We start from the raw sequence: 23,409 nt of genomic DNA on the forward strand, positions 1-23,409 counted from the left end.
CTAAGCCTTCCGCGCCATTTCCTCGCCCCGATCACGCGCAGCGCGCAGGGTTTCGGTGAGGAGGGCAATCAAGCTCTCCCCCGCATCGAGCACATTCATGCCCTCCCGTGTCATTCCTCCCGGACTGGCGACACGATCGGCTAGTATGCCGGGACTCTCGCCCGCCTCCACGGCAAGGGTTGATGCCCCCCGCACGGTCGCCAGCGCCAGGCGAGCCGCCTGATCCTCCGGCAAGCCCAGCCGCGCCGCAGCAATGCCCAGCGCGTCAATGAAACGGAACAGATAGGCCGGTCCGCAGCCTGACAGGGCCGTCACCAGATTAAACTGCGCCTCATCCGCGATCCACTCAGCGAGGCCCAGCGGCCGCATCAGCGCTTCGGCTGCGGAGCGGGCGGCCAATTCCGTCAGCTCATCGGTATAGAGCGCGCACACCCCCTGCCCCACGCCCACCGGCGTATTCGGCATGACCCGAACGATATTCGCGCCTTCGGGCAGGGCAGCGCGCAGTTGCGCAGCGGTTGTACCGGCCAGGATGGAAATGAACATGGTCGGCGTGCCCGCGACCTTGGCAAGCTCTGCGGCCACATTTTCGAACTGATGGGGCTTCATGCCCAATATCAGCGCAGTCCCATCGGGAAAACGCGCGGGGAAATGCGTGATGACCTCAACGCCCGGCGCAACGGGCTTGCCGCTGGGTCGCAGCACCGTGACGCTGGCGGGGTCGAGGCCGCAAGCAAGCCAGCGGGACAGCATCTGCCCAGCCATATTGCCGCAGCCGACCATGAACAGATGCTGGGGCCAGGCATCGACCATTCAGGTTTCCTTCCGGCGGACGGCGGTCAGGCTTCGCCGCGCGTCTCGATCATGCTGGCCGAAATGGCCTCTGCCGGCGTCTTGCCCCCCCACAGCACGAACTGGAACACTGGATAGAAGCGTTCGCATTCGTCGAGGGCCGTCTCAACAAGGATCTGCGCCTGATCCAGCGTCATCGTTTCGCCCGCCGCCAACAGCGCGCCATGACGGAACAGGACAATACCGCTGGACGACCAAAGCTCGAAATGGCCAAGCCAGAGCTGCTCGTTGATCAGGCCGATGGTTTCATAGATCGCGCTGCGCTTGTCGTCCGCGACGCGAATGTCGGGCAGGACCAGAAGCTGCAGAACCTGATCATCCTCGCGCCAGATCGCGCGCAGTTCATATTGCGCCCAGCTTCCTTGCGTGTTGGCGATGATCTCATCCTCGCCAGCATGCTCGAACGCCCAGCCATGCGCCTCGAAATAGGCGGCCAGCATATCGATGGGAGCAGCCTCCTGCCCCTCATTTTCATATTCGTCGCTATCCATCATGCCACTTGTCTTTGTTCGGCTGATCCCTGCCCCATTCTCTTAGCACCAGCCCCCCGCAAAAGACAGGCGCGCGCTGTGAACGAATATGTGGACGGCCTGTGGATAATGCCGGTCAGTTTGCCTTGGATGCAGGCTTCTTCGCCGCAGCCTTGCGGGGCGCAGGCGCCTTGCCCTCCAGCGCGTCGAGGCGCGCCTTGAGGATTTCCACTTCCTCGCGCGCGGCTGCGGCCATCGCCTTTACGGCATCGAATTCTTCCCGGCTGACGAAATCCAGACCACCGATCCAGTCTTTCGCCCGCTCGCGCGCATTGGACTCAACCTCGCGGCCGACGCCCGCGATCGTCCCGGCCGCGCCGTTGATCAGCTTGGCGAGATCGTCGAAGAAACGGTTTTCACTTTGCATAACGCACCTGTCTGTTCAATCCGGTGACTTACATCACCAATACGGCTCTATATCTGGGTACGCAGAGCCGGTGTGACAAGGCTTTCGGCCTCCGGGTTCAGCCGCTTGATCTCATAGTTCAATGCAGCGGCGAAGCCCAACCAGATGAGATAGGGCAGCATCAGCAGCGCTGCAGCCCTGCGGATCTGGAGGAAAAGGATCGTGGTGATCAACGCCAGAACGAATATCCCGCCGATCAGGTAGAGCGCCGGGGTCACCTTGTGCATGGCGAAGAACAAGGGCGACCAGGCCAGATTGGCCACCAGTTGCAGCAGGAAAAACAGGATCGCCAGCCCTCGCAGGCGCGCGCCGCGCGCATGCAGGATCACCGCCAGCGCAAGACCCATCAGGATATAGAACGCCGTCCAGGCCACCGGGAAAACCCATGGCTGCGGCATGAAATCGGGTTTGACCAACTGCACGAACCAGCGATTGCCATAGCCGCTGTTCGACACGCGAGCCGACAGGAACCCAAGGAAAACAACGGCCGGTACGGTGAACAATGCCCACCGCAGATAGGACAACCGCAACTGCCCTTTCGACGCGATTTCGTTCATCGGCGGTGATTTCCTCCGGGAAGAAGGCTTTCAGGGAGCTTTATCCGGCGCATCCCCCAGCGCCGAATCGAGCCGTCGTCCTACCGTTTGCGGGGAAACGGTTCGCCCTGCAACCCGCGAATAGAGGATTGGGATCAGGAACAGGGTTAACAGTGTGGCGAAGGAAACGCCGAACACCACCACAACGCCAATGCTGGCGCGCGATGCCGCACCCGCCCCGGTGGCGATGACCAGCGGCACCGCGCCCATCACGGTCGCCACAGAGGTCATAAGGATCGGGCGGAGGCGGCGCGTCGCCGCGCGGCGGATCGCCTCGCCAAACTCCAGCCCTTCGTCCCGGAGCTGATTGGCGAATTCCACGATCAGAATGCCGTTCTTGGCCGCCAGGCCGACCAGCATGACGATACCGATCTGACTGTAGAGATTGATCGTACCCCCCGTCAGCGCAAGACCGATAATGCCGCCGCCCACCGCCAGCGGAACGGTGGCGATGATGATGCCGGGATGGATGAAGCTTTCAAACTGCGCCGCCAGCAGCAGGTAGACGATCAGGATGGTGAGGCCAAAGACCAGCCAGATGGCGCTTCCAGTTTCGCGCAGCGACTGGCTTTCGCCGCGATAGCCGATGGCCGAGACTTCGGGCGATTGACGCGCCTGATCCTCCAGGAACTGCAAGGCCGAACCCAGGGAATAGCCCGGCGCCAGACCAGCGGTGAGCGTTATGGCGCGCAACTTGTTGTAGCGGTTGAGCTGGCGGGGTCCGGCTATCTCGCGCACCGTCACCACCGATGACAAGGGCACCAGCGCGCCGTCCCGCGTCCGCACCTGTATTCGTGCGAGATCGGCCGTCGTCTGGCGTCCCGGTCTGTCCGCCTGCACCAGAACCCGATACTCCTCTCCCCTATCGACATAGGTCGATACGCGGCGTGAGCCCAGCATACTCTGCAGCGCTTGACTGACATCGTCGACCGATACGCCTAGGTCGCCCGCCCGCCGTGTATTCACGTCGATCCGCATCTGCGGCTTGGTTTCCTTGTAATCGCTGTCCAGATTGATGAGTCCGGGGTTGCTGGCGGCCGCCGCCATGATGCGGTCGCGCGCGGCGACCAGTCCTTCATAGGTGGAACCGGCGATAACAAGGTTGACCGGCTGGCCGCGTCCGCGCGACAGGCCGGAACGCGGCGCCACATTCCCACGCGTGCCGGGCTGCTGGGTAAGTATCCTGTTGATACGGTCAACCAATTGAGCGGTATTGGTTTTCCGTTCCTCCCACGGTCGCAGGAACACGATGACAGTGCCGCTGTTATAGTCGTCGCTGGGGCCAAAGCCGCCAGGCGTGATTATAACGACATTGCCGATTTCGCCTTCCTTCTTGATTGGCAACAGCACCTTTTCGATTTGCATCATATAATTGCGCATCTTGTCGAAACCGGTGCCTTCGGCCGCGATCACTGTGCCTTCGGCAACGCCAGTATCCTCTGCAGGGGCCAGTTCGTTGCCGAGCGTCAGGAAAAGTCCGCCGGATACGGAGAGAAACAGGACGATGACCACCACGGATAGAATAGGCCGCCTTATCACCCTGTCCAGAAAGTTTGCATAACGGGTCTCAAGCTTCTGAAATCTTTCATCAATCCACTGCGTAAAGCGGCCCCGTTCCGTCCGCCGTAGCAGTTTCGAGCACAGCATCGGGGCCAGGCTGAGCGAGATGAAGCCGGAAAAGGCGACAGCGGCGATCATCGCAATCGCAAGTTCGCGGAATAACAGGCCCGTCTGCCCGGCTAGAAACATGACAGGCACGAATACCGCGCAGACGACCAGCGTCGTCGAAAGGATGGCGAAGCCGACCTGACGCGTACCCAGGAAAGCCGCGACGAGTGGGTCCTCCCCTTGCTCGATCCGGTGATAGACATTCTCCAGCACCACGATCGCGTCATCGACAACCAGTCCAATGGCGAGCACGAAGGCGAGCAGCGTCAGCAAGTTCATCGACAGGCCGAGCAGCCACATCACCGCACATGTCGCCAACAGGCAGATAGGCACTGTGACCGCGGGGATTATCGTCGCGCGGATGCTGCCCAGGAATATGAAAATGACCAGGATGACGAGGACCGCCGCTTCGCCCAGCGTGTGATAGACATTCTCGATCGCGCGGCTGATGAACAGGGACTCGTCTGTGCCGATCGTTACCACCATGCCCTTGGGCAGAGTTGGACGTATCTCCTCGATCATCTGCTTGGCGTTGGCGGCGACGTCCAGCGTATTCGCGCCCGACTGCCTGATGATGCCCAGACCAACGGAGGTCGCGCCGTTCACGCGGAAGTCGCTATAGGGGTTTTCCGCTCCCTCCTCGATCCGGGCGACATCGCCCAGCTTGACCTGATACCCATCGGCGCTGCGCCGGACGACCAGCGTCGCAAAGTCTTCCGGCGACAGAAAGGCGCGCTCGACGCGCAGCGTTATATTCTGATCCTTCGATTCCAGCCGTCCGGCGGGCAGTTCCACATTCTGCGAGCGCAGCGCATTTTCCACATCGGCTGGCGTCAGGCCAAGCGCCGCCAGCTTTTCCGCATCCAGCCAAATGCGGGTCGATGGCCGCGCCTCGCCGCCTATGAACACGCGCGCTACGCCATTTATGGCGGAGAAGCGGTCGGAAAGGTTGCGGTCGACATAATCGCTGAGTTGGACATGGCTCCAGTCAGGCTTGGTGAACACGATAAACAATATGGGGCGCGCATCGGCGTCGACCTTGCGGATCTGCGGCGCCAGCGCTTCCTCCGGCAAATCCTGGACTGCCGATCCCACGCGGTCGCGCACGTCATTGGCGGCGGAGTCGATGTCGCGGCTGGGGTCGAATTCGATGCTGATGCGCGACTGGCCATCTTCCGACCGGGAGGAAATGGTCTGGATGCCCTGAACGCCGGAGATCGCATCCTCCAATATCTGGGTGATGCGGGTTTCGATGACTGATGCGGCCGCGCCTGTATAGGTCGTTTCGACGGACACGACGGGCGGGTCCGTATCCGGATATTCCCGGACGGACAGGCTGACATAGCCCACCACGCCCACGATGCAGAGCAGAACCGCCACGACGGCGGCGAATACCGGCCTGCGGACCGAGAGGTCGGAAAGTTGCATGGTTCAGCCGCTAATGCCCGGACGCCGCAGGCGCCGCGCCCTTTGCAGCCGGCGGCGTATCCTCCGCCAGGCGGAAAGGCAAGCCATCGGACAGTTTCACGACGCCTTCGGTCACGATCCGCTGTCCCGGCGAGATGCCGCTGATGATTTCCACCACGCCATTCTGATGCGTGCCGGTGACAACCTTGACCCGTTTCGCCTTCCGGTCGTCATTCACGACGAACACGTACCGGTCCTCGCCATCCCCGACCAGGGACAGTTCCGGCACGGCCATGGCCGTACGTTCCCGTGAAAGTATGCGCACAGTCATCAGCATGCCCGGCTTCAGCGCCTTGTCGGGATTGGGCAGGATCGCGCGCACGCGCACGGCGCGGGATGTCGGGTCGATCACGGGATCAATCGTCGCGATCGTGCCGCGGAAGGGCTTGTCCCCGAACGCGGAGGCCATCGCCACGATCGACTGGCCCTCCCTTATGGAGGTCAACTGCGTTTCCGGGACCGTGAAGTCCAGCTTGATCCTGGAAATATCGCTGATCGTGGCGATGGGCGTGCCCGCCGTGACGACAGCTCCCGCCGAAACGGTGCGCAGCGAGGCATAGCCGGCGAAGGGAGCGCGAATGATCCGGTCTCCGATCGTGGCATTGGCTTGCTGCGCCGTGGCGCGCGCTTCATCAGCTACCGCGATCTGGTTTTCCACGCTGGCGTTTGTCGCAAACCCGCGATCTTTCAACGCCTTGACGCGGGTAAGCTGCAGCCCGGACTCCTGCACGCGGGCCTGCGCCGCCGCCAGCTCTGCGCGCTCCTGCGCCTGCGCCAGCGTAGCGATGATCGCGCCGCGCGGAACAAAGCCGCCATCAGTGAAATGGATCGCCGTAATCCGCTCCGTCACCGGCGCGGACAATATCACCTGCTCATTGGCGAGCGCCGTGCCGACCGCATCCACGGCGTCGGAAAAGGTCGCCTGGCCAACCGGCTTCGCCTCGACCAGGGGCGCAGGACGCTCCCTCTTGTCGCCGCCATTGCCACATGCGGCAAGAAAGAGCGCCGCGACGCATGTAACCCCAAGATATCGCATGGATAGGTGCGCTACTCCGTGTCTTGCTGCCATGCAACAGTGCTTGCCTACTGCGCCTCAACGAAGTTTCGGTTACAGTCCACCATGCCCATGGCCATGCCGGGCGGCGATAAGAAATTCGACATTGCCTTCCGGCCCGGTGATCGGGCTTGGCACGATGCCATCGACGTGCCAGCCCAGACCTTCGACCCATGCGCGCACTTCGCCGCAAACCCGGTCATGGATGGCGGGATCGCGAACCACGCCGCCCTTCCCCACTTCCTCCCGCCCGGCCTCGAACTGCGGTTTGATAAGGGCGATAAGGCGCGCCTGCGGAGCCGCGAAGGTCAAGGGACGGTCCAGAACCTTGGCAAGACCAATGAAGCTGGCGTCGCACACGATGATATCGACACGCTCAGGAATATGGTCCGGGGTAAGGATGCGGGCGCTGGTCTTTTCATGGACGATGACGCGAGGGTCGGACCGCAATTTCCAGGCGAGCTGATTGGTGCCGCTATCGACCGCATAGACGCGGGCGGCGCCCTTGCTCAGCAATACGTCCGTGAACCCGCCCGTCGAGCTGCCGACATCCATGGCCACCGCGCCAGTCACATCCCAGCCGAAATGGTCGAGCGCATGGGCAAGCTTGATGCCGCCGCGCGACACCCAGGGATGGTCGCGGCCGCGCACCTCGATGGCGGCGTCCTCTGCGATCTGCTGCCCGGCCTTCTCGACCTTCCGGTCGCCCGAAAAAACGAGGCCCGCAAGGATCATCGCCTGGGCGCGGGAGCGGCTCTCCACCAGTCCCCGGTCGACCAGCATCTGGTCGGCGCGCTGCTTAGCCATTGACGAGCGCCGTCAAAGTGGCGGGGGTCAGCACCTGCGGCAAGACCTGCGCGTCTTTCCCCGGCGCATACCACAGATAGAGCGGAACGCCGGAGCGGCCATGACTTTCGAGGAAGCGCCCGATGGCGGGATCGGCATTGGTCCAGTCGCCGACCATCATGGTGACGCCCGCCTTTGCGAAGGCTTCGGCAACCTCTGAGCGGTCGATGGCGGCGGCTTCATTGGCCTTGCAGGTCAGGCACCAGTCGGCCGTGAAATAGAGGAACACCGGCTTTCCCTCGCCACGCAGTTGCGAGAGCCGGGCCTCGTCGAACGGGATGCTCGCAGTGGAGCTGCTGGCTGCGGCGGATGCCGATCCGGCGGGCGGCAGAAGGACCATTCCGCCCACAAGGATCAAGGCGGCAAGAACCGGCGCGACGATGGCGGTGGTCCGCCCCGCATGCTGACGCAGGCCGACCAGCCAAAGCAGCAGACCAGTCGCAAGCGCCGCCCCAAGGCCAATAGTCATCCCGCTGACGCCCACCTGCCGCCCCAGCAGCCAGGCGAGCGCAAGCGCGGTGACGAACATGGGAATGGAGAGCCAGCGCTGGAATGCGCCCATCCATGCGCCCGGCTTTGGCATATGGGCGCGGATCGAGGGCACGAGAGCGATGAGGAGGAAGGGCAGAGCCAGCCCAATTCCCAGCCCGGCGAATATCGCCAGCGCGGCGAGCACAGGCAACACCAGCGCAGCCCCCAACGCCGCGCCCATGAACGGTCCGGTGCAGGGCGTCGCAACGAACGCGACAAGCACGCCGGTCCAGAATGCGCCGGCGACGCCGCGCTTGCCGGCAAGTCCCTGCCCCGCGCCGATCGCCCGCAGTTCGAACAACCCCGCCAGATTAAGGGCGATGGCGGTGACAAGCACAAGCAGCAGCAGAATGACGCGCGGGTCCTGAAGCTGAAACGCCCAGCCCACGGCCGCCCCGCCCGCCCGCAGGGCGAGCAGGCCAGCGCCGAGCGCCAGGCAGGTCGCGATCACACCAGCGGCATAGGCCCATGCTTCCCGTTTCACCCCCGCCGCATCGCCGCCCGCCTTGGCGAGGCTTAATGCCTTGAGGCTGAGGATCGGAAAGACGCAAGGCATGATGTTGAGGATCAGGCCGCCGAGGATCGCGCCGCCAAATGCGAACAGGATCGTCGAAAGGCCACCGGGGCCTCCGGTTGCGCCTTGCCCGCCGCCTACCGGCGTTCCGGCGGCGGGGACGGCGCCGGGCCGGGCGTCGATCGACAGGCCGACATGATCGCCTGTGCGCAAAACGCCTTTCACTTCCTTAAGGGCCGTTTCCGCCGCATCGCTCTCGACGATCAGCATGTCGCCATTGCGCGTGACCCGCTGCGGCGTGGCATATTTGAACGCGCCGTCGGTCAGCGCGAAGAACCAGGGCTGGGAAATCTGCGCGGCGGCGGGAAAGGGAATGGCGAGGCGGAATTTGCCATTGGCCAACGCAAAGCGCGCCTGCGATCCAAGAGGTCGTGGCAAATGTGCGCGATAACCATCAAATACCGCACGCATTTTTGGAGAAATCGCGCCGTCGCCAACCGTCAGGTCGAGCGCAAGGTCGGCCCCGGCCGGTACGCATATCTGGTCCGTGCAAGCAAGCCAGTCCCCGCGGACACGCAGCGGAAGCTTCGTTCCCAGCTTCAGGGATGCAGGAATATCGAGTGTCGTGAGGATAGCATATCGCCCCTCATAGACATGGTTCATCAGGCCGGAGATCAACAGCGTTTCCGGCACTGGATAACGTAACGCTCCCACCGATACGCCGGACGGCAGCGTCCATTTGACCGTCATGCCCAGACCGGCGTCGCCTGGATTTTCCCAATAGCCGTGCCAACCGGGTTCCGGTTCCATGACAAAGGCCAGAGTCACGCGGCTGCCCGGCGCGGGCGCGTCGCTCTCCGCAACCAACCGGGCGGCGATGTGATCGGCGCCCGCAGCGCCCGGCAACTGCGCAACAGCCTGCACTGGAGCAAGCAGCAGCGCCGCCATTGTCATCAGGAGGAAATGAAAAATCCGCATCGGGCCTCTGTGCAGCACCCCCTGCGCGGGCTAGGTCTCGCCGGTGCAGCCGTCAAGCAAGGAGTTTCCCCCGTGATCTTTCGCCGCGCTCTTGCCACTGCCTCCGCGATGGCCGCCCTCTGCGCTCCAGCGTTGTTGAACGCCCAGAGCGCCGCTGCAAGCGCGACTCCGGCCGCCGCGACGCCCGCCGTGCCCGCCACGCCGCCGAAGCTGATCGTCGCGATCTCCGTAGACCAGTTTTCGGGCGATCTCTTTAACGAATATCGCCAGCATTATATCGCGGGCATGAAGCGTATGACGCAGGGCGCGGTATTCCCGCGCGGCTATCAAAGCCATGCCGCAACAGAAACCTGCCCCGGCCATTCCACCATCCTGACCGGCAGCCGCCCGTCGCGCACCGGCATCATCGCCAATACCTGGTTCGATCTGGAAACGGCGCGGGCGGACAAGGCCGTCTATTGCGCAGAAGATGAAAGCCAACCGGAAACGACTAGCGAGGCCTATGTCGCCTCCGCCCTCCATCTGAAAGTCCCGACGCTTGGCGGACGGATGAAGGCGGCGAACCCCGCAACCCGCGTCGTGTCCGTAGCGGGCAAGGACCGGGCGGCAATCATGATGGGCGGGCCGACCGCCGATCAGCTCTGGTGGTGGGGCGGCAAGGGTTATGTCACGCTGAAAGGAAGGGTGGACAACGCACTGGTAACGCAGGTGAATGCCGGCGTCGCCAAGATGCTGAACGAGGATCGTCCGGGAATGGAGCTTCCCGCCGAATGCGCGTCACGCGATTTCGCCGTCGATATCGGCGCGGGCAAGAGCGTCGGCACTGGCCGTTTCGCCCGCAAGGCGGGCGACGCCAGGGCGTTCCGCGCCTCCCCCGAACAGGATGCCGCAACGCTGGTGCTGGCGGCCGCACTGATCGAGAATATGGGCCTCGGCAAGCAGTCGCAGACCGATATCATCTCCATCGGCCTGTCGGCAAACGACTATATCGGCCACACCTACGGCACCGAGGGCGCGGAGATGTGCATTCAGCAATATTCGCTGGATCGCGAGCTCGGCGCCTTCTTTGACCGGTTGGATGCGGACGGCATCGACTATGAAGTGATGCTGACCGCCGATCATGGCGGTCACGACCTTCCCGAACGCCATCGCCAGAACGCCATGCCGATGGAAGCGCGCATCGACCCCGCGCTCGAACCGAGGGCGCTGAACGCGACACTGGCGGCAAAGACGGGCCTGTCCGGCACGCTGCTCTATGGGGATGGTCCCGCTGGCGACATGTATTTGGCCAGGACGCTTTCGCCGGCTCAGCGCAAAAAAGTCGCCGATGCGCTGATGGCGATCTGGAAAACCCATCCGCAGATCCAGACAGTGCTGACCAATGCCGAGATCGCGGCGACGCCCAGCCCGTCCGGCCCGCCAGAAAGCTGGAGCCTGATCCAGGAGGCGCGCGCGAGCTTCTATCCCGGCCGGTCCGGCGACTTCCTCGTCATGCTGAAACCTCGCATCACGCCGATCGCCGATCCGACCAAAGGCTATGTCGCAACGCATGGCAGCCCATGGGACCTGGACCGGCGGGTGCCGATCCTGTTCTGGCGCAAAGGGCTGGCGGGCTTTGAACAGCCGTTGGGTGTGGAAACGGCGGACATCATGCCGACGCTCGCTGCAACCATCGGCCTTTCCGTGCCCAGGGGAGAGATTGACGGGCAATGCTTGGATATCATCGCCGGGCCAGAGGAAAGCTGCCCGAAATAAGGGGTGCTGCAGCCTGCGGGCCTGGGACAAAATGCGCAATTGAATGCGCCGCCGCGCCGTCCGATATCGCCGCCAAGGAGATTTCCGATGGACGCATGGAATAATGGCGCTGCGGCAGGCGAAGCAAATGGGACCCGGCGGATGCTTTCCCCGGTGCAGACCGGCGCGCTGGGGCGTTGTCCACGCTGCGGCGAGGGTCATATTTTTCAGGGCTTCCTGACCATCAGGGACCATTGCGAGGCGTGCGGGCTGGATTATTCCTTCGCCGATCCCGCCGATGGCCCGGCCGTGTTCGTACAGCTCTTCGCCTGCGTGCCGGGCGTGATCTTCATCGTGATGCTGGAGATACTGGCCCGCCCGCCGCTCTGGGTCCATTTGCTCGTCGGCCTGCCGATCTTGCTCATCACCACTGTCCTTCCGTTACGGCCCATCAAAGGATGGCTGGTGGCCGCGCAATATGTGAACAAGGCGCAGGAGGCCGGAACGGCGAAGCTGTGGGACTCCCTCCACGGCCGGACCGGCGCGGGTCAGGATCGCCCCAGATAGGGCGCGGCGAACCGCATCAGGCTGCGCGCCATGTCCGCGGCCAGCGGGGCCAGCAATCCGGTCAGGCCGAATAGCGCGATGGCCTGAACCAGATGCTGCAACCGGCCAAAGGACAGGGAGCGGGCCAGCGCGTCAGGCACTGACCGGTTCCGCTGCCAACATCGCTTTCCAGTTCGCGATGGTTGTGGTCGCGAAATATTCCCGCTGCATCTCGGATGTCAGAAGCTCGATCATCTGGCGGCCTTCTATCCACAATTCGATGACGCCGAACTGATCGCCGCGCTTGCGATATTTCGCTGGCCAGCCCTCCCGCGCGGCGATCGCCAGCACCTCATCCTGGGAAAGTATCGTCGCGATGGCGGCGTGGGTCGCCGTGTAGCGCCCCTCATGCCCCCGCTCGCCATAGGCGTCGGCGTCGCCATCCGCTTCCTTCAAGCGCGTGTCGATCGGATAGACCTCCATCGCGGTGGCGCGCTCATCCCCTGCAAAGGCGATCCAGCACCCTTCGCAAACCGGCGGAAAGGGCAGCGCCTCCCCTCCCCAAAATTCCGCGATAACCTCCGCCACATGGCGCGGCTCATGGGCTGCGATGGACAGATGAAACAACATGGGCTTGCCCCTTTCTCATTCGCTGTGGCAGCGCCTCATAAGGATGGCACAAAATGTGTCAATCATAATTTGACACTTTTTATGCCACGCACTATCGGGTCGGCATGACAGATAAGAATGATACGCCCGTTGGTCGCACGGACGCCAAGGAAAATGCACGATCGCGGATGGTCGACGCCCTGATCGCACTGATCGCCGAGGGCAGCGACATCAATCACGACCGGGTGGCGGAGCGCGCCGGAATCGGGCGGCGCACCGTCTATCGCTATTTCCCGGACCGCGAGAGCCTGATGCAGTCGGTGTGGGAGCGCGTGACGGGGCTGGCGGGACCATCGGTCACCTTTCCCCGGTCAGAGGAGGAGATGCTCTCATCCCTCCCCGCCATCTATGAAGGGTTTGACAGGATTGCGCCGCTGGCGACGGTCATCCGGTCCACCCCGCAAGGGCGCGCGGTCCGCATGTCGGAGCGCAAGCGCCGCACGGAAAGCTATCGCGCGGCGGCGGCGGACGCGACGCAGGATCTGAGCGAGGAAGATCAACTGCTCGCCACCGCCATGCTTCAGGTGCTGCACACGACGCCCTGGCTCGAAATGCGCGACCATTGGGGGCTGACTGGCGCGCAAATGGCCAAGGCGTGCGGATGGGCGATGCGCACGCTGCTGGCCGACCTGCGCGCGCGCAAGGGACGGCCGCTGGAGGATGTGGTTTGAACGCACGCGCCGCGTTGCTGGGCATGAACTGGCCTCCTGCCTCCGCAGGAGTTCACGGCATTTGCGGATAATCGCGCTGCGACGGATCGAACCCTAACGCGACCACCGCGCCCAGATGGCGGTGGGGAGCAGCAGCCCCCTCGCCTCCTCCCGCACGGCGAGTTCCCCTGCTTCGACCTTGCCCGGCAGGTCCGCGAAGGACTGGGCGAGCAACTCGCCAATCGCCAGCGCCGACATGCGGACGGCATAGACCGTCAGGAACAGGAAATTGCTGTCGGCGTCGAGCAAAGCGCGGCAATTGCCGATCAGGCCGGGCAAATCCTCCTCCAGCCGCCACACTTCGCCATCCGGCCCCCGGCCATATTTTGGCGGGTCGAGCAGGATGCCGTCATAGCGGCGGCCCCGGCGCACCTCCCGCGCGGCGAATTTGGCGGCGTCATCGACGATCCAGCGGATCGGGCGATCGCCAAGGCCCGATAGCTCGGCATTGGCGCGACCGGCGGAAACGGATTTCTTGGAGGCGTCGACATGCACCATCTGCGCGCCGCTGGCCGCCATCGCCAGCGTGCCGACGCCGGTATAGCCGAACAGGTTCATCACCTGCGGTTCCGCCTTGCCGGCTACCTGTCCGCGCATCCACTCCCAAACCGGCGCCATGTCCGGGAAGAAGCCAAGATGGCGGAATGGCGTACAGCTTGCCTGAAACGTCACTTCGTTCCACGCCAGCGGCCAGCCATCCTTCGGAACCGGCCTGTCATAATACCATCGGCCGCCGCCTTCATCGTCCGATCCGGGAATAAACTCGCCATCCGACGCCCAGTCGGTTGTGGCGGGCGCCCACATCGCCTGCGGTTCGGGGCGAATGAAACGGTAGGAGCCATAGCGCTCCAGCTTCCGCCCATTGCCCGAATCGATCAGGCCATAATCGGGCCAGGGTTCGCCGATGAGGGTTTGGAGGTCCATCTGTCATCCGTACGGGCTGTTCAAGCGAGACGCGTGGCTCGCCTGAATGTCGAAGCCCCGCACTTTCTTAAGAGGAAGGACAGTCCTTCGACAAGCTCAGGACGAACGGTGGAAGAAAAACGTCAGCCCCTCGCCGTCGCATGCTCCGCTACGAAGCCGGTAATCGCCTCGAACGTCGCGGGCAGCTTCGTGTAGGCTTCCTCGCGATCGAACAGGCTGCCGATGCGAGCGGGCAATGCAGGCCGGGTTCCGGTTGCGCGTTCCACGGCGTCGCGGAACTTCGCCGGATGCGCGGTCGCCAGCGTGACGATGGGGATTGCGGGATCGATATCCGCCCCCTTCGCAGCGCAGAGGCCAACTGCCGTATGCGGATCAATGACCTGCCCACCGCCCTCATAGGCCCAGCGCATCGCGAGCGTCATGCCATCGGCATCCACGCGCGCGGAGGAGAATAGCCCGGCGGCGCCCTCCCGCTGCGCATTGGTAAGGCGCATGGCCTTCGTCGCTTCAAACCCGCGCATCTGTTCGGCCAGCGCCGCGCCATCACGTCCGCCCGCATCGAACAGAAGCCGCTCAAAGTTGGAGCTGACCTGGATGTCCATGCTGGGTGTGGCGGTGGCGACGACCTTGCCCTGGCTGTAATCGCCATCGCTGAGCGCACGATGGAGAATATCGTTGACGTTGGTGGCCACGATAAGCTGCCTCACCGGAAGGCCCATGCGCGAGGCGACATAGCCGGCGAACACATCGCCGAAATTGCCGGTCGGCACGGAGAAGGCGATCTCCCGCTCGGGCGCGCCAAGCCGTACAGCGGCGTAGAAATAGTAGACGACCTGCGCCATCAGCCGCGCCCAGTTGATGCTGTTCACGGCCGACAGACGGAAGCGGCTGGAAAAGCCGGGATCGTTGAACATCTGCTTCACCAGCGCCTGCGCGTCGTCGAAGCTGCCATCAATGGCGATGTTATGGACATTGGGCGCGCGCACCGTTGTCATCTGGCGGCGCTGCACATCGGACACCCTGCCATCGGGATGCAGCATGAAGATGTCGATCTTCTCCCGCCCCGCGACGGCATCGATGGCGGCGGAGCCGGTGTCCCCGGACGTCGCGCCGACGATGGTCAGATGATCGTCACGGCGCGACAGGAACTTCTCGAACAACAGGCCCAGAAGCTGCAGCGCGACGTCCTTGAACGCCAGCGTCGGTCCGTGGAACAGTTCCAGCAGCCAATGCTGGTGATCGAGTTGAACCAGCGGCGTCACCGCATCCACGCTGAAACGGCCATAGGCCTGCGTGCACAGGTCGCGCAGTTCTTCTTCGCTGAGCGATCCGGCGACGAAGGGAGCCATAACGCGCACGGCGGTCTCGACATAGGAGAGACCCGCGAGGGCCGCGATCTGATCTCGCGTGAAAGACGGCCAGGCTTCGGGCAGATACAGCCCCCCGTCCGATCCGAGACCGGCGAGCGTGACCTCCTCAAATCCGAGCGCGGGCGCGCTCCCCCTGGTGCTTATATATTTCATGGTGGCTGGCGCGGTAGCGTTGTGCGGGCCGGGGAGCAAGGGTTTAGCGCTAAGGGAACTCCTATGTACCGTTCGGGCTGAGCCGGTCGAGACGCAGTCGACCGTAGGTCAACCTCTGTCCTTACCTTCAAAGAAGGACAGCCCCCTTCGACCGCCTGCCGAGGCAGGCGCTCAGGTTCGAACGAGGCGCGTGACTCGTTCGAAGCTTCGACAAGCTCAGGGCGAACGGGTGTCTGGAGTACCGGCGAGCCGCCTGCGCACCGCCAGCCCGTAGATCACTGCCGCGATCCCCGCGAACAGAAACCATTGCACGGCATAGGCGATATGGTTGTTCGGCACGTCCTCGACCTTCGGCGGTGCGGCCGCCTTCAGCCCAGCCGCAGGAGCGCTGGCGATCAGCATCGGGCGCAGCGGCATGGGCTTCTCAACCAGGCGCGAGAGCAGGGAGCGGTGATCAGGCTCCTCCGCGATCCAGCCTTCTACCTGTCCGCCAGTCCAGCCGGGCTTCAATCCGGGCTTGCCGCCCACGCCCAGATTGACGAGCACGCCCGGTCCCTCGGCCCCGGTCGCGCATTCGGCGATATAGCGAAAGCCCATGGAGCCGTCCGCCGCCCTTCCCGCCTCATCCCGCCAGCCGACGACGCGCAGGCAATGGGTCGACGAGCGGCGGAACAAGAGTTCCGGGGCAACCGGGCCAATGGCGGGGAAACTGGTGGAAGGCTTGGCGGGATTGGCGCGCAGGATCGCGATCATCGCCTCCTTCTCCCCGCTTCGCTGCCATTGCCAGACGCCAAGGCCGATCATGACCGCAATGGCGATAGCGACGAGGAGCGTCGGAATGAGCGGCAGACGGCGGATCATGACGCAGACCCCGGCCGCGCCAGCGTGCCCTCACGCGCCTTGTTGCGATATTCCAGGATCAGCAGCGCGCCCTTCGCGATGCGCAACAATCCCATCACAGCCACGATCGTCAGCGGCAACCACAGCAGGATATGCAGCCAGAAGGGCGGATGCGCCTTGACCTCCGTTATCACGGCCAGAGCGGTGACAAGCGCTCCAACGATCAGGATCAGGAAGGCCGCTGGCCCGTCGCCCACATTGAATTGCGCGAAGGAAAGCCCGCAGGCGCGGCAGTCCTTTGAGAAGCGAACCGTCGCAGCAAACAGGGTGGGCTGGCCGCATTGCGGGCACAATCCCCGCGCCGATGCGATGAGCAACGGCATCGCAGCCGACGCGCCGGCCTGCGGCTGGGTATCAGGCACGCCCCATGCACCAGGGGTCCGGCCGCAAATCCTGCGGCGGCCCGGCCAGACCCGGCTTGGGAAAACGCGACTTGAAGGTGAAGGCGTCAGCGCTTGGGCCGAAGCGATCGAGCAGCCAGAGCCGCGAGAGCGCGTCATTGACGGTGGGGACGGTTCCGGCGGGAATCCACCAGAGCGCCTGATATGCGCCCTGAAACCGCTCAAAAAATTCCCGGCGGCGGGCCATGACCGGGGTGTGGGCGCTGCGATAGACGAAATCGAACAGGGATTCGGCATCCGCCCAGACCGACATGTTGGGGATCAGCAACGGGTCCGGCGAATATTGGATATCGGTGGCGTTGCCGCCCTCATCCTTCAACCGCCAGATGAAGCCGGGCGACGCCTCCGCCAGCGCGTTGATGCGGTCCAGCGCGTCGAAGAAAGGCTGGACGCGCGGATCGCCCTTGGGAGCGACGAGGCGCCCGATGTTCACCTGAGCGAGATGGTAATCCTGCCCGGTCATCGAAGCGCCTCTCGCTCTATCAGCCAGCGTGAACGGGCGCGCCCCAGCCGCCCCAGACATAGACGGCGCAGAAAAGGAACAGCCACACCACGTCAACGAAGTGCCAGTACCAGGCTGCCGCCTCGAAACCGAAATGCTGGCGCGGGGTGAAATGCCCCTTATAGGCGCGGACCAGGTTCACGATCAGGAAGATCGTGCCTACGATAACGTGGAAACCGTGGAAACCGGTCGCCATGTAGAAGCCGGAGGAATAAGGCGTGCCGCCGAAGTCGAACGGCGCATGCGCATATTCATAGGCCTGGATGCAGGAAAAGAGCAGGCCCAGCAGGATGGTGCACCACAGGCCCTTGATCAGGCCGTCACGGTCGCCGTGGATCAGCGCATGGTGCGCCCAGGTGACGGTGGTGCCGGAGCAGAGCAGGATCAGCGTGTTGAGCAGCGGCAGTTCGAAGGCGTTCAATACCTCGATGCCCTTCGACGGGAACAGGCCGTCGATCGGCGGCAGGGCCGAAGGGAACAGCGAGAAATCGAAGAAGGCCCAGAACCAGCCGACGAAGAACATGACCTCCGACGCGATGAACAGGATCATGCCGTAGCGCAGGTGAAGCTGGACCACCGGAGTATGATCGCCGGCATGCGCCTCGCCAATGACCTTCGCCCACCAGCTATAGAAAGTGAACAGGACGCCCGCGACGCCAGCGAAGAAGACCCAGCCGCCATGCGCGGGCAGCGCATCGGGATGCATCCACATGATCGCGCCGAACGCCATGACCAGAGCCGACATCGAGCCGAACAGCGGCCAGATGCTGGGCGGGAGAATGTGGTAATCGTGGTTCTTGGCGCCTGCCATCGTCTCGTCTTCCCTGTTCGTTATCTATCGACTGCCTTAGCTTGGCTTTTTCCCGTTCTCAACCGGGTAGAAGGTGTAGCTCAAGGTAATTTGCTGCGTATCCTTATTGTCCGGGTCATCGAGGATCTTCGGGTCGACATAATAGAGGACCGGCATGCGGACCTCCTGCCCCGGCTGCAGCGTCTGCTCGGTGAAGCAGAAACACTGGATCTTCGTGAAATAGGCCCCGGCCTGCGTCGGCGTGACGTTGAAGGCGGCAGTGCCAGTCACCGGCTTGTCCGACATGTTCTTCGCCACGAATATCGCCATGTCGCGCGCGCCGACCGTCACGGTATCCGTGCGATGTTCGGGATAGAATTTCCACGGCATGCCCGGCGTCACATTGGAATCGAAGCGGATGGACAGGGTGTGCCCGGTCGCAACCTTGACCTTCGTGGCCGCGTCGGCGCGCTGGGTCGTCCCGCCAAAGCCGGTCTGTTCGCAGAATATGCGGTATAGCGGCACGGAGGCGAAGCCCATCGACAGCGAACCGATCGCCACGAGCAAGGCGATCCGCATGGTGCGGCGATTGCGATGCGCGAGCGTCTGGGGCGCCGTCGCCATCAGTGGTTCGCGATCTTTGCGATGGTGATGCCGTAGAACAGGATGACCAGCGCTCCCAGCAGCAGGCCCATGACCATAGCGCGCGACCGCTGGCGGGCGCGGACTTCCTTTTCCTCATCGGGCGTCATGCGAACACCCACCGGTCAATGACGATCGCCCCGAACAGCAGGAAAAGATAGAGGATGGAATATTTGAACAGGCGCCGCTCAGGCTGCATCTTTTCAGGATCGCTCTCGCGGCGGACGGACACCTGAAATGCGAATATCGCGAACAGCGCCGTGCCCAGGAACGCGACGGTGCCGTAAATCGGCCCGGTAAGCCGCAGGAGAACCGGCGCCATCGCCGCCGCGGCCATGATCGCGGTGTAGAGCCATATCTGGCGGCGGGTCGCCACTTCGCCCGCGACGACCGGCAGCATCGGGATGCCCGCCTTCGCATAGTCGGTCTTGACGAACAGGGCGAGCGCCCAGAAATGCGGCGGCGTCCAGAAGAAGATCAGGGCGAACAGCGCGACCGGAAGCGCGCTGACATCGCCTGTGACCGCCGCCCAGCCGATAACCGGCGGAAAGGCTCCGGCCGCGCCGCCAATGACGATATTCTGCGCGGTCCGGGGCTTCAGCCACATGGTGTAGACGATCACATAGAACAGGATCGACACCGCCAGGATCGCTGCCGCCAGCCAGTTGGCGGCGAGGCCGAGAAGAATGACCGAGAAGAAGGACAGGCCGACACCGAAATGCAGCGCCGATTGCCGGTCCATGCGGCCGGCGGGCAGCGGACGGCCGGCGGTGCGCTTCATCTGCGCGTCGATCTCCGCCTCATACCACTGATTGAGCGCGCCCGCTGCGCCAGCGCCAAGCGCGATGCACAATATGGTGGTGAAGCCCAGGATCGGGTGGATGCCGCCGGGCGCCGCAAGCAGTCCGCAAAGCCCCGTAAAAACGACAAGCGTCATCACCCTGGGCTTGGTCAACGCCAGGAAATCGCGCCAGTGGGCGGGCAAGGTGCGTGCGTCTAACGTAGCGGTCGTCATTTCAATTCCTCCCCTCCCCATTGAAGGGAGGGGTCGGGAAAGGCGCAGCGCCCGAAGGCGTGGGCCTTCCCACCCTGCCCCTTCCGCGAACGGAAGGGGCTATGCCTGTCAGTCGATAACCGGAAGGGTTTCGAACTGGTGGAACGGCGGCGGGCTGCTCAGCGTCCATTCCAGCGTCGTCGCGCCTTCGCCCCACGGGTTGTCGGCGGCCTTCTTGCCGGCGGCCAGCGACCAGATGAGGTTCACGAAGAAGATCAGCATGCCGACCGCCATGATCTCATAACCATGGCTGGCGAGCGTGTTCCACTTCTCAAAGGCCTCCGGATAGTCGGGATAGCGGCGGGGCATGCCCGACAGGCCCAGGAAGTGCATCGGGAAGAACAGCAGGTTCACGCCGATGAAGAACACCCAGAAGTGGAGCTGGCCGAGGAACTCGTTGTACATCTTGCCGCTCATCTTCGGGAACCAGTAGTAGAACCCGGCGAAGAGGCCAAAGACCGCGCCCAGCGACAGCACATAGTGGAAGTGCGCGACGACATAATAGGTGTCGTGCATCACGTCGTCGACGCCGCCATTGGCGAGGACCACGCCGGTCACGCCGCCGACGGTGAACATGAAGATGAAGCCGATCGCCCAGACCATCGGGGTCTTGAAACTCATCGATCCGCCCCACATCGTCGCGATCCACGAGAAGATCTTGATGCCGGTCGGAACCGCGATGACCATCGTGGCGGCGGTGAAATACATCTTCACATTCACGGACATGCCGGTGGTGAACATGTGGTGCGCCCACACGACGAAGCCGACGACGCCGATCGCGACCATGGCGTAGGCCATGCCGAGATAGCCGAACACCGGCTTGCGGCTGAAGGTCGAGACGATCTGGCTGATGATGCCGAAGCCCGGCAGGATCATGATGTAGACTTCGGGATGGCCGAAGAACCAGAACAGATGCTGGTACAGTTCAGGATCGCCGCCACCGGCCGCGTCATAGAAGGTGGTGCCGAAATTGCGGTCCGTCAGCAGCATGGTGATCGCGGCGGCGAGAACCGGCAGTGCCAGCAGCAGCAGGAAGGCGGTGACCAGAACCGACCATACGAACAGCGGCATCTTGTGCAGGGTCATGCCCGGCGCGCGCATGTTGAAGATGGTGGTGATGAAGTTGACTGCGCCCAGGATCGAGCTGGCACCCGCGATGTGCAGCGACAGGATCGCCATGTCCACGGCCGGACCGGCCGAACCGCTGGTCGAGAGCGGTGCATAGACCGTCCAGCCGGTGCCCGCGCCATTGCCGGTGCCGCCGGGCACGAAGGTCGAGCCGAGGAGAAGCACGAAGGCGGGGATCAGCAACCAGAAGGAGATGTTGTTCATCCGCGGGAACGCCATGTCCGGCGCGCCGATCATGATGGGCACGAACCAGTTGCCAAAGCCGCCGATCATCGCCGGCATGACCATGAAGAACACCATGATCAGGCCGTGGGCGGTGATCAGCACGTTCCACAGATGATAGGCCTGGTCGAGCGATGCGTCCGGGCCGTCCATCATCTGCGCCCAGGTGTGCAGATACTGGATGCCGGGATGCGCAAGCTCCGCGCGCATCAGGCCGGAAATGCTGCCGCCGATGATACCCGCGATGATCGCGAAGATCAGGTAGAGCGTGCCGATGTCCTTATGGTTCGTGGACATGAACCAGCGGGCGAAGAAGCCGGGCAGATGATCGCCATGATCGTCATGCGCGTGGGACCCGTGGAAATCGTCGGGATTGGCTGTGGTGGTCGTCATGGGTGTGGGGCCCTTACATCAAATCTTGGCTGGTGCGCTGGCGGGCGCTGCGGCTGCGGTCGTGGCCGGCGTTTCCGCCTTGCCCTTCGGGTTGCCGCCCTGCGACAGCACCCACTGGTCGAACTGCGCGGGGGGCAGAGCCTCGATCGCGATCGGCATGAAGCCATGGCGCGCGCCGCAAAGCTCGGAGCACTGGCCGTAATAGACGCCGGGCTTGTCGATGGTGAAGCTCTTTTCATTGAGACGGCCGGGAACGGCGTCCATCTTCACCCAGAGCGAGGGCACGGCGAAGCTGTGGATCACGTCAGCGCCGGTGATGATCAGCTTGATCGGCTTGCCAGCGGGCAGAACAAGGCGGTTGTCCGGCGCCAGCAGATAAGGTTCGCCATTTTCGGCGGCCTTTTCTTTCGTCAGCATGTTGGACACGAATTCAGGAATGCCCTGGTCGGGATATTCATAACCCCAATACCACTGATACCCAGTGACCTTGACGGTCAGCGCATCCTTCGGCGCGGGCTTATACTGGTCGGCAAGCAGGCCAATCGACGGCACCGCGATCACCAGCAGGATCAGGACCGGGGCGACCGTCCAGATGATCTCGATCAGGGTGTTGTGCGACGTTTTCGACGGCACAGGATTGGCCGCACGGCGATAGCGGAACATCGTCCACGCCAGGAGGACCAGCACGAAGATCGAGGTGAAGGTGATGATCGGCAGAAGCAGCCAGTCATGCATCCACAGCGCCTGACGGCCGGTGTCGGTGAACTGCTTCTGGATGGTGATTTCGCCCGGCATCGGCATGCCGATGCCCTCGGTGGGCTTCATGCGCGGCGGCGGGGCGACCTTTTCTGCAGGAGCAGCGGCGGGCGCGGCAGCCGATTCGGCGGGAGCCGCCGCAGCGGGGGCGGCGGCTTCAGCGACCGGGGCGGCGGCAGATTCGGCAGAGGCGGCATTGTCCTGCGCAAAGGCAGTCTGCGTCATTCCCAGGGCTGGCGAAAAGGCCAGCAATCCTGCGAGAACAAGCGATTTCACCATTTTCATAAGCGTTATGTACCCCTAGCCCCTTTTTCCGTCCACGCGGTCCAGTCGCGCCCCCTTTTCAGGAGCTATTAATCCTTGGACTGCGGCGGCTTATAGGGATGCTTATCCCATGCCTCAAGCGTCTAAAAGCCTATTTTCTTCGCTGTTGCAACGTGGCTTGCCGCCGCCTATCTGCCTTGCCGCACAACAAGGGGTAATGATGGCATGACAGAAGACGAGGCACTGGCCGAATTCAGGGCGGCGGGCGCGCTTCTGGAGGGCCATTTCATTCTTTCGTCCGGCAAGCGCAGCGCCAACTATCTGCAATGCGCGCGCGTACTGATGAATCCCGAACGCGCCTCGGCCCTCGCCCGCGGCCTTGCGCAGAAGCTGCCGCGCGAATTGCGCAATGAGATTGAAGCGGTGATTTCCCCCGCGATGGGCGGCATCATCATCGGGCATGAAATGGGCCGCGCCCTTGGCGTCGACGCGATGTTCCTGGAGCGGCCGGAAGGCACGTTCGAGCTGCGCCGGGGCTTTTCTCTGCGCAAGGGCGCCAAGGTGCTGATGGTCGAGGATGTCGTCACTACCGGCCTTTCCTCGCGGCAGGCTATGGATGCGGCGCGCGCGGAAGGCGCGGAAATACTGGCGGAGGTCGCGCTTGTGGACCGCTCCGCCGGCGAAGCGGATTTGGGCGTTCCCTTCTATCCGCTCGTTCAGATCAACTTTCCGGTCTACGATCCTGAAGACCTGCCGCCTGAACTGGCGGCGATCCCGGCGATCAAGCCCGGCAGCAGGAAGGTCTGATC

General features: G+C 63.5%; 25 protein-coding genes. 4 read left to right on the plus strand and 21 right to left on the minus strand.

Annotated elements, in window-relative coordinates; genetic code table 11:
• The 8 genes from proC to KFK14_RS16670 form a co-directional block, all read right to left on the minus strand.
• Positions 1-813 carry a pyrroline-5-carboxylate reductase gene (gene proC / locus KFK14_RS16635; protein ID WP_212608435.1) on the minus strand — a complete coding sequence of 271 codons (813 nt, stop codon included), beginning with the start codon at positions 811-813 and terminating at the stop codon, positions 1-3.
• A 26-nt stretch (positions 814-839) separates the two neighbouring features.
• Positions 840-1,346 carry a type III secretion system chaperone family protein gene (locus tag KFK14_RS16640; protein ID WP_070154227.1) on the minus strand — a complete coding sequence of 169 codons (507 nt, stop codon included), beginning with the start codon at positions 1,344-1,346 and terminating at the stop codon, positions 840-842.
• Between the two features lie 112 nt (positions 1,347-1,458).
• On the minus strand, positions 1,459-1,749 hold the full coding sequence (locus KFK14_RS16645) for an accessory factor UbiK family protein (RefSeq protein WP_070154229.1): 291 nt from the start codon (positions 1,747-1,749) through the stop codon (positions 1,459-1,461).
• Positions 1,750-1,796: 47 nt separating this feature from the next.
• On the minus strand, positions 1,797-2,345 hold the full coding sequence (locus KFK14_RS16650) for a TspO/MBR family protein (RefSeq protein WP_212608436.1): 549 nt from the start codon (positions 2,343-2,345) through the stop codon (positions 1,797-1,799).
• A gap of 30 nt (positions 2,346-2,375) precedes the next feature.
• Positions 2,376-5,480 (minus strand): efflux RND transporter permease subunit, encoded by a 3,105-nt coding sequence (locus tag KFK14_RS16655; protein ID WP_212608437.1) that lies wholly within the window; start codon positions 5,478-5,480, stop codon positions 2,376-2,378.
• Between the two features lie 10 nt (positions 5,481-5,490).
• On the minus strand, positions 5,491-6,555 hold the full coding sequence (locus KFK14_RS16660) for an efflux RND transporter periplasmic adaptor subunit (protein ID WP_212608438.1): 1,065 nt from the start codon (positions 6,553-6,555) through the stop codon (positions 5,491-5,493).
• Between the two features lie 72 nt (positions 6,556-6,627).
• On the minus strand, positions 6,628-7,380 hold the full coding sequence (locus KFK14_RS16665) for a TlyA family RNA methyltransferase (protein ID WP_212608439.1): 753 nt from the start codon (positions 7,378-7,380) through the stop codon (positions 6,628-6,630).
• Positions 7,373-9,442 carry a protein-disulfide reductase DsbD family protein gene (locus KFK14_RS16670; RefSeq protein WP_212608440.1) on the minus strand — a complete coding sequence of 690 codons (2,070 nt, stop codon included), beginning with the start codon at positions 9,440-9,442 and terminating at the stop codon, positions 7,373-7,375. The genes KFK14_RS16665 and KFK14_RS16670 overlap by 8 nt, the downstream gene beginning before the upstream one ends.
• 108 nt (positions 9,443-9,550) lie before the next feature.
• On the opposite strand from KFK14_RS16670, the gene KFK14_RS16675 reads away from it, so the two are divergent.
• Both KFK14_RS16675 and KFK14_RS16680 read left to right on the plus strand, forming a co-directional pair.
• Positions 9,551-11,197: an alkaline phosphatase family protein gene (locus tag KFK14_RS16675; protein WP_212611202.1), complete on the plus strand. Its 1,647-nt coding sequence runs from the start codon at positions 9,551-9,553 to the stop codon at positions 11,195-11,197.
• An 87-nt stretch (positions 11,198-11,284) separates the two neighbouring features.
• Complete coding sequence (locus KFK14_RS16680; RefSeq protein ID WP_212608441.1) at positions 11,285-11,743, plus strand: DUF983 domain-containing protein; 459 nt, start codon at positions 11,285-11,287, stop codon at positions 11,741-11,743.
• Here KFK14_RS16680 and KFK14_RS16685 read toward each other — a convergent pair.
• Entirely contained in the window at positions 11,725-11,883 is a 159-nt protein-coding gene (locus KFK14_RS16685; RefSeq protein ID WP_212608442.1) for a hypothetical protein, read from the minus strand. The genes KFK14_RS16680 and KFK14_RS16685 overlap by 19 nt on opposite strands.
• On the minus strand, positions 11,876-12,352 hold the full coding sequence (locus KFK14_RS16690) for a hypothetical protein (protein WP_212608443.1): 477 nt from the start codon (positions 12,350-12,352) through the stop codon (positions 11,876-11,878). Before KFK14_RS16690 ends, KFK14_RS16685 begins: the two co-directional genes overlap by 8 nt.
• A 104-nt stretch (positions 12,353-12,456) precedes the next feature.
• Between KFK14_RS16690 and KFK14_RS16695 the strand changes: the two genes are divergently transcribed.
• Positions 12,457-13,062, plus strand: a complete 606-nt coding sequence (locus KFK14_RS16695; protein WP_212608444.1) for a TetR/AcrR family transcriptional regulator — start codon at positions 12,457-12,459, stop codon at positions 13,060-13,062.
• A 93-nt stretch (positions 13,063-13,155) separates the two neighbouring features.
• On the opposite strand, the gene KFK14_RS16700 is transcribed toward KFK14_RS16695, so the two are convergent.
• The 11 genes from KFK14_RS16700 to coxB all read right to left on the minus strand — a co-directional run bounded on the left by KFK14_RS16700 (position 13,156) and on the right by coxB (position 22,621).
• Positions 13,156-14,025 carry a class I SAM-dependent methyltransferase gene (locus tag KFK14_RS16700; RefSeq protein WP_212608445.1) on the minus strand — a complete coding sequence of 290 codons (870 nt, stop codon included), beginning with the start codon at positions 14,023-14,025 and terminating at the stop codon, positions 13,156-13,158.
• A gap of 122 nt (positions 14,026-14,147) precedes the next feature.
• The gene (gene thrC / locus KFK14_RS16705) at positions 14,148-15,548 is read right to left on the minus strand and encodes a threonine synthase (protein ID WP_212608446.1); all 1,401 of its coding nucleotides are present in this window, start codon (positions 15,546-15,548) and stop codon (positions 14,148-14,150) included.
• Positions 15,549-15,764: 216 nt separating this feature from the next.
• Positions 15,765-16,409: an SURF1 family cytochrome oxidase biogenesis protein gene (locus KFK14_RS16710; RefSeq protein ID WP_212608447.1), complete on the minus strand. Its 645-nt coding sequence runs from the start codon at positions 16,407-16,409 to the stop codon at positions 15,765-15,767.
• Positions 16,406-16,771 (minus strand): DUF983 domain-containing protein, encoded by a 366-nt coding sequence (locus KFK14_RS16715; RefSeq protein ID WP_212611203.1) that lies wholly within the window; start codon positions 16,769-16,771, stop codon positions 16,406-16,408. The genes KFK14_RS16710 and KFK14_RS16715 overlap by 4 nt, the downstream gene beginning before the upstream one ends.
• A 31-nt stretch (positions 16,772-16,802) precedes the next feature.
• On the minus strand, positions 16,803-17,312 hold the full coding sequence (locus KFK14_RS16720) for a DUF3291 domain-containing protein (RefSeq protein ID WP_212608448.1): 510 nt from the start codon (positions 17,310-17,312) through the stop codon (positions 16,803-16,805).
• Positions 17,313-17,331: 19 nt separating this feature from the next.
• Entirely contained in the window at positions 17,332-18,162 is an 831-nt protein-coding gene (locus tag KFK14_RS16725) for a cytochrome c oxidase subunit 3 (protein ID WP_070154254.1), read from the minus strand.
• A 36-nt stretch (positions 18,163-18,198) separates the two neighbouring features.
• Entirely contained in the window at positions 18,199-18,765 is a 567-nt protein-coding gene (locus KFK14_RS16730; RefSeq protein ID WP_212608449.1) for a cytochrome c oxidase assembly protein, read from the minus strand.
• Positions 18,765-18,893 carry a hypothetical protein gene (locus KFK14_RS24250; protein WP_281417156.1) on the minus strand — a complete coding sequence of 43 codons (129 nt, stop codon included), beginning with the start codon at positions 18,891-18,893 and terminating at the stop codon, positions 18,765-18,767. The genes KFK14_RS16730 and KFK14_RS24250 overlap by 1 nt, the downstream gene beginning before the upstream one ends.
• On the minus strand, positions 18,890-19,798 hold the full coding sequence (locus KFK14_RS16735; RefSeq protein ID WP_246524676.1) for a heme o synthase: 909 nt from the start codon (positions 19,796-19,798) through the stop codon (positions 18,890-18,892). Before KFK14_RS16735 ends, KFK14_RS24250 begins: the two co-directional genes overlap by 4 nt.
• Positions 19,799-19,906: 108 nt before the next feature.
• A complete protein-coding gene (gene ctaD / locus KFK14_RS16740; RefSeq protein WP_212608451.1) occupies positions 19,907-21,580 on the minus strand; it encodes a cytochrome c oxidase subunit I in 1,674 nt (557 codons plus the stop codon).
• Between the two features lie 18 nt (positions 21,581-21,598).
• Positions 21,599-22,621, minus strand: a complete 1,023-nt coding sequence (coxB, locus tag KFK14_RS16745) for a cytochrome c oxidase subunit II (RefSeq protein WP_212608452.1) — start codon at positions 22,619-22,621, stop codon at positions 21,599-21,601.
• Positions 22,622-22,825: 204 nt separating this feature from the next.
• Here coxB and pyrE point away from each other — a divergent pair, with 204 nt between their 5' ends.
• A complete protein-coding gene (pyrE, locus tag KFK14_RS16750) occupies positions 22,826-23,407 on the plus strand; it encodes an orotate phosphoribosyltransferase (protein ID WP_070154265.1) in 582 nt (193 codons plus the stop codon).
• The last annotated feature ends 2 nt before the right edge of the window (positions 23,408-23,409 follow it).

The organism is Sphingobium phenoxybenzoativorans, assembly GCF_018286635.1.
Taxonomy (GTDB): Bacteria; Pseudomonadota; Alphaproteobacteria; order Sphingomonadales; family Sphingomonadaceae; genus Sphingobium; species Sphingobium phenoxybenzoativorans.

What these genes read in the sequence shown, in the direction of transcription:
- proC (WP_212608435.1), bottom strand. Translation starts at nt 813, where the DNA reads ATGGTCGATGCCTGGCCCCAGCATCTGTTCATGGTCGGCTGCGGCAAT.
- KFK14_RS16640 (WP_070154227.1), bottom strand. Translation starts at nt 1,346, where the DNA reads ATGATGGATAGCGACGAATATGAAAATGAGGGGCAGGAGGCTGCTCCC.
- KFK14_RS16645 (WP_070154229.1), bottom strand. Translation starts at nt 1,749, where the DNA reads ATGCAAAGTGAAAACCGTTTCTTCGACGATCTCGCCAAGCTGATCAAC.
- KFK14_RS16650 (WP_212608436.1), bottom strand. Translation starts at nt 2,345, where the DNA reads ATGAACGAAATCGCGTCGAAAGGGCAGTTGCGGTTGTCCTATCTGCGG.
- KFK14_RS16655 (WP_212608437.1), bottom strand. Translation starts at nt 5,480, where the DNA reads ATGCAACTTTCCGACCTCTCGGTCCGCAGGCCGGTATTCGCCGCCGTC.
- KFK14_RS16660 (WP_212608438.1), bottom strand. Translation starts at nt 6,555, where the DNA reads ATGCGATATCTTGGGGTTACATGCGTCGCGGCGCTCTTTCTTGCCGCA.
- KFK14_RS16665 (WP_212608439.1), bottom strand. Translation starts at nt 7,380, where the DNA reads ATGGCTAAGCAGCGCGCCGACCAGATGCTGGTCGACCGGGGACTGGTG.
- KFK14_RS16670 (WP_212608440.1), bottom strand. Translation starts at nt 9,442, where the DNA reads ATGCGGATTTTTCATTTCCTCCTGATGACAATGGCGGCGCTGCTGCTT.
- KFK14_RS16675 (WP_212611202.1), top strand. Translation starts at nt 9,551, where the DNA reads ATGGCCGCCCTCTGCGCTCCAGCGTTGTTGAACGCCCAGAGCGCCGCT.
- KFK14_RS16680 (WP_212608441.1), top strand. Translation starts at nt 11,285, where the DNA reads ATGGACGCATGGAATAATGGCGCTGCGGCAGGCGAAGCAAATGGGACC.
- KFK14_RS16690 (WP_212608443.1), bottom strand. Translation starts at nt 12,352, where the DNA reads ATGTTGTTTCATCTGTCCATCGCAGCCCATGAGCCGCGCCATGTGGCG.
- KFK14_RS16695 (WP_212608444.1), top strand. Translation starts at nt 12,457, where the DNA reads ATGACAGATAAGAATGATACGCCCGTTGGTCGCACGGACGCCAAGGAA.
- KFK14_RS16700 (WP_212608445.1), bottom strand. Translation starts at nt 14,025, where the DNA reads ATGGACCTCCAAACCCTCATCGGCGAACCCTGGCCCGATTATGGCCTG.
- thrC (WP_212608446.1), bottom strand. Translation starts at nt 15,548, where the DNA reads ATGAAATATATAAGCACCAGGGGGAGCGCGCCCGCGCTCGGATTTGAG.
- KFK14_RS16710 (WP_212608447.1), bottom strand. Translation starts at nt 16,409, where the DNA reads ATGATCCGCCGTCTGCCGCTCATTCCGACGCTCCTCGTCGCTATCGCC.
- KFK14_RS16715 (WP_212611203.1), bottom strand. Translation starts at nt 16,771, where the DNA reads ATGCCGTTGCTCATCGCATCGGCGCGGGGATTGTGCCCGCAATGCGGC.
- KFK14_RS16720 (WP_212608448.1), bottom strand. Translation starts at nt 17,312, where the DNA reads ATGACCGGGCAGGATTACCATCTCGCTCAGGTGAACATCGGGCGCCTC.
- KFK14_RS16725 (WP_070154254.1), bottom strand. Translation starts at nt 18,162, where the DNA reads ATGGCAGGCGCCAAGAACCACGATTACCACATTCTCCCGCCCAGCATC.
- KFK14_RS16730 (WP_212608449.1), bottom strand. Translation starts at nt 18,765, where the DNA reads ATGGCGACGGCGCCCCAGACGCTCGCGCATCGCAATCGCCGCACCATG.
- KFK14_RS24250 (WP_281417156.1), bottom strand. Translation starts at nt 18,893, where the DNA reads ATGACGCCCGATGAGGAAAAGGAAGTCCGCGCCCGCCAGCGGTCGCGC.
- KFK14_RS16735 (WP_246524676.1), bottom strand. Translation starts at nt 19,798, where the DNA reads ATGACGACCGCTACGTTAGACGCACGCACCTTGCCCGCCCACTGGCGC.
- ctaD (WP_212608451.1), bottom strand. Translation starts at nt 21,580, where the DNA reads ATGACGACCACCACAGCCAATCCCGACGATTTCCACGGGTCCCACGCG.
- coxB (WP_212608452.1), bottom strand. Translation starts at nt 22,621, where the DNA reads ATGAAAATGGTGAAATCGCTTGTTCTCGCAGGATTGCTGGCCTTTTCG.
- pyrE (WP_070154265.1), top strand. Translation starts at nt 22,826, where the DNA reads ATGACAGAAGACGAGGCACTGGCCGAATTCAGGGCGGCGGGCGCGCTT.